We start from the raw sequence: 4,386 nt of genomic DNA, 5'->3' as shown, positions 1-4,386 counted from the left end.
CGCAACGTCCTCGACGGCGCCGTCCGGCACGCCCGCAGCGCGCCAGATCGGCGGCGTGCTCGCGGCGCTCCTCCGCGACCTGACCGGCGCCGCCCCGCCGTCTCGGCGGAAGGGCCGGGGGAGGAGCCGGGGGAGTCGGGGGGACCGTGGCGGGCCGCGGCGGCCAGGCGGTCCCGCATGAACGCCAGATACTGCGGATCGCGGCCCATGAACCCTCCAGCGGTCCCGGCGGACGGCGCCCCGGGCACTCTACGGCCCCGCGGCGCCGCCCGCGCCGGGCCGCCGCGGGCCGCCGGGGGCTCAACCACCGGACGCGCGGCGATCAGAACGGGTGCGGGGCGATCTCGCCGCGCATCGTCACCCACTGCGTCTCGGTGAACGCCTCGATGTTGGCGTCCGGGCCGCCGAACCGCGACCCGTTCCCCGACGCGGCCAGCCCGCCGAACGGCACCACCGGCTCGTCGTTGACCGTCTGGTCGTTGATGTGCACCAGGCCCGTCGGGACCGCGTCGGCGATCTCCATCGCCGCGCCCACCTCGCCCAGGATCCCCAGCGACAGCCCGTACTCGCTGTCGGACGCCAGCTTCACCGCCTCGTCCACGGTCGAGAACGGCACCACCGGCGCGACCGGCCCGAACACCTCCTGCGCGTACGCGGGCATCGACGGGGACACCTCCGCCAGCACCGTCGGCCGGTAGAACAGCCCCTCGCCGGTGCCGCCCGCCGCCAGGCGCGCACCCGCCGCGACGGTGTCGCGGACCAGCTCGTCCACGCGCGCCAGCTGCCCCCGGTCGATGATCGGGCCCAGGTGCACCGGGCCCGCCGCCGGGTCCCCGACCGCCAGCCCGTCGGCCTTGGCCGCCAGCGCCTCCACGTACTCGTCGTGCAGGCTCTCGTGCACCAGGTGACGGCCGGTCGTCATGCAGATCTGCCCCTGGTGCAGGTAGGAGCCCCACGCGCCCGCCGCGACCGCCTTGGACAGGTCCGCGCCCGGCAGCACCACCAGCGCGTTGTTGCCGCCCAGTTCCAGATGCGCGCGCTTGAGGAGCCGCCCGCACACCTCGCCGATCGTGCGGCCCGCCGCCGTCGACCCGGTGAACGACACCACCCGCACCTCCGGCGCCGCCACCACCGCCTCGCCGGCCTCGCGGCCGCCCGGCAGCAGGTGCAGCACGCCCTCGGGCAGGCCCGCCTCCTGGAAGATCCGCGCGACCGTCACGCCGCCGCACACCGCGGTGCGGGGGTCGGGCTTGAGCAGCACCGCGTTGCCCAGCGCCAGCGCCGGCGCCACCGACCGCATCGACAGGATCAGCGGGAAGTTGAACGGCGCGATGACGCTCACCACGCCCGCCGGGCGGCGCCGCGCCAGGCTCCACCGCGGCTGCGCCGACGGCAGCACCAGCCCCTGCGGATGCGACGCCAGCGCCGCCGCCTCGTAGCACAGGTTCGCCGCGAACCCCGCCTCCAGCGCCGCCTTCGGCGGGATCGACCCCGCCTCCCGCACGATCCAGCCCTCGATCTCGGCGGCGTGCTCCTCGAACAGCCGTCCCGCACGCCGCAGCACCACCGCGCGCTCCTCGTAGGAGCGGGCCGCCCAGTCGCGCTGCGCGGCCGCCGCGGGCCGTCGCGGCCCGCGCCGCGTCCGCGCCGTCCGCCCGGCCCAGCACCCCCAGCGTGGCGCCGGGTCGCCGGCACGACGACGTCGTAGCCGCCGCCCGAACCGGCGACCCACCCGCCATCGAAGATCTTCCCGGTCCACACACCGGGATCGAGCAGCGTCATCGTTCCTCCACACGGGTCGTCGGCTGGATACGTCGCCCCCTACCTTCACCACGCCCGCGACCCCCCGGGACAGGGGCTTTCCGCTCAGCGGAAACCCGGCGGGCCCGCGCCGCGAAAATGCGTTGCGCCGCCCCGGCCGCCCGGGGCACGCTGGCTCTGCCGGCGCGGCACCGGGCACCACGGCCCGGACGCCGACGGCGAGACCACCGAGGCGAGGAGGGCCGCGACCATGGACCGCACCACCGCTGCCTCGCGCTGTCGCCACCGGGATCCGTCCCGCCGCCGGTAGGCGCTGCCCCCGTCGCGCTCAGCTCCGTCGCGCGCAGTCCCGGCCGTCGCGCTCCGCCGTCGTGGAGCGTCCACCGGCGTCCGCGCCGCGCCCCCGCAACTCGCGACCGCCCCGCGCGCGGCGTGCTCGCCCTCGTTCGCCCGGCCTCGTAGCTCAGTGGTCAGAGCACCGGCCCGTCACGCCGGAAGCCGCGGGTTCGAATCCCGCCGAGGCCGCCGGCTCGCCCCCGGGCGGGCCCCCGACGCCGTGGCCGAGCGGTTCAGGCGACGGTCTGCAAAACCGTCCACGTGGGTTCGAATCCCACCGGCGTCTCGGTCCCCGCCCCCCTGTCACCCGGGGGCGGGGACGCCTCCCCGTGGCCGAGCGGACACGGCACCGGCCTCCGAAGCCGGAGAACGCAGGTTCGAATCCTGCCGGGGAGACCGACCGCACCGCCCCGCCGGGCGCGGAGGCGGGACGCCCCGCGGTCCGGACCGCGGACGCGCCGGGCCGGCGGGCAGCCGCGACCGGGCACCGGACGGAACCGGGTCGCCGAGCGGCCGGACGATCCCGCGACGGTGTTCACCGGTCACGGGCCGTGCGGACGCGGCACGGCGCCGCGACCGCACCGGCCCGCCGGTCAGCGGTTCCTGTCCCGCTCCTTGTACATCTGCCGCTGCCACTTCGTGAGGGCTTTGCGCTGGCCCTCCCGCTCGGCGCGCAGCCGCGCGTCCGCGGGCCGCCGCCCACGCGCCCTCCCGCAGCAGCTTGCGGTAGCCGTCCAGGCGGCGGCGCGGCAGCGACCCGTCGTGCACCGCGGCCTGGACCGCGCAGCCGGGCTCGGTGTCGTGCGCGCAGTCGCCGAACCGGCACCGTCCGGCCAGTTCCTCGACGTCGGCGAACGTCCGCCGCAGGCCCTCACCGGCGTCCTGCAGCCCGACGCCCCGCAGGCCCGGCGTGTCGATCAGCACGCCGCCGCCCGGCAGCGGCAGCAGCTCCCGCCGCACCGTGGTGTGCCGGCCCTTGCCGTCGCCGGCGCGGACCGCGCCGGTGGCCAGCACCGCATCGCCCAGCAGCGCGTTGCCGAGCGTCGACTTGCCCGCGCCGGACGGCCCCAGCAGCACCACCGTGCCCGACAGGACCGCGCGGACCACGTCCACGCCGTCCCCGGCCAGCGCGCTGCACGACACGACGTCCACACCCGGGGCCGACGCCGCGGCCTCGGCCTCCGCCGCCGCGACGTCGGCCGCGCCGACCTCGTCGGTCTTGGTGAGCACCACCACCGGCCGCGCGCCGCTCTCGAACGCCAGCGCCAGCAGCCGCTCCAGCCGGGCGGGGGCCGAGGGCGTCGCCGTCGACACCGCGACGGCGACGGTGTCGACGTTGGCCGCCAGCACCTGCCCCCGCGAGTCCCGCGACGACCCGGCCCGCACGATCGCGGTCCGGTGCGGCAGCAGCGCCGCCAGCATCGACGGCCGTCCGGCCCCGCCGGGTCCAGCGCCGCCCAGTCGCCCGTGCACGGCGCGCCGCCGGATCGGCGGCCGGTCCGCGCGCGGCGTCGCCGCGCGCCCCGGGCCGTCCGCGGTGACCACCTCGCACAGCCCGCGATCCACCGCGACGACCCGCGCCGGGGTCAGCCCCGCGGCGGAATGAACAGAGAATTCGTCCTCGAGGGTCTCGTCCCAGCCGTAGGCGGCAAGGAAAGACCCGTCAGAAGAGTGAGACAACGGTTCGGAACCCTTCGATTGAAAGGGCACCCGGGCGGGCGCGCCGACGGCGCGCCAGAACGTGGAATCAGCCCGAGGCCCGGAAGATGAGGCAGGCCAGAACGCTGCGCGCGGCAGCGACCGCGACGGCGGCCATGCACCCCACCTCCCTTCGGTTCCGGTGAGCCACGATATCCCCTGCGCGCCCGTTCCCGCCACCCGTGTCCCGAGTCCGGGACGCCGCGCCGGGAACTTCGGAGGCCGCGCGGCGGTTATGGTGATTTGAGGAGACGTGACCGTGATAGAGGGGCGTGGTCGTGGACGAGAACGTGCAGCGGGCCGGTGCGCCGGCGCCGTCCCCCCGGCACGACCCGGCCCCCGGGCCCGCGCCCGAAGCGAACACGGCCCCTGAGGGAACGGCCCCCCGCGCCCCCGCGCCGCCCGCCGAGACTGCGGCGAGACTGCGGCGGGGACGCGACGCTCGCGCGGCTCGACCGCGCCGCCGCGCAGCGGCTCGAGGACCTGTGGGACGAGGTGGCCCCCGCGGCCGCCGGCGCCGCCCGGCTCGCCGTCACCGCGAGCGACCCCGTCCGCCGCGCGCCGCCCGCGACGCCGCCGCGCTCGCCGCGT

Annotated in this window: 1 protein-coding gene, 3 tRNA genes and 2 pseudogenes; 3 read left to right on the top strand and 3 right to left on the bottom strand. The window is 77.5% G+C overall.

Annotated features, from left to right (window positions below):
• On the bottom strand, window positions 1–209 hold a 209-nt coding region (locus BJF79_RS62675; RefSeq protein WP_262402892.1), incomplete at its 3' end, for a hypothetical protein.
• 113 nt (window positions 210–322) lie between these two features.
• Window positions 323–1,782: pseudogene (locus tag BJF79_RS32930) on the bottom strand (benzaldehyde dehydrogenase).
• Window positions 1,783–2,213: 431 nt separating this feature from the next.
• Here BJF79_RS32930 and BJF79_RS32925 point away from each other — a divergent pair.
• The 3 genes from BJF79_RS32925 (at window position 2,214) to BJF79_RS32915 (ending at window position 2,493) form a co-directional block, all read left to right on the top strand.
• Window positions 2,214–2,286: transfer RNA gene (locus BJF79_RS32925), tRNA-Asp, on the top strand.
• Between the two features lie 25 nt (window positions 2,287–2,311).
• Window positions 2,312–2,383, top strand: a tRNA-Cys gene (locus BJF79_RS32920).
• Window positions 2,384–2,420: 37 nt separating this feature from the next.
• A tRNA-Arg gene (locus tag BJF79_RS32915) sits at window positions 2,421–2,493 on the top strand.
• Window positions 2,494–2,871: 378 nt separating this feature from the next.
• On the opposite strand, the pseudogene rsgA reads toward BJF79_RS32915, so the two are convergent.
• Window positions 2,872–3,519, bottom strand: a pseudogene (rsgA, locus tag BJF79_RS62670) (ribosome small subunit-dependent GTPase A); the annotation flags it as partial.
• Between the last annotated feature and the right edge of the window lie 867 nt (window positions 3,520–4,386).

This window comes from Actinomadura sp. CNU-125, assembly GCF_001942465.1.
Taxonomy (GTDB): Bacteria; Actinomycetota; Actinomycetes; order Streptosporangiales; family Streptosporangiaceae; genus Spirillospora.
Note: the sequence above shows the minus strand (reverse complement) of the source record. Positions and strands in the feature narration are given on the sequence as shown.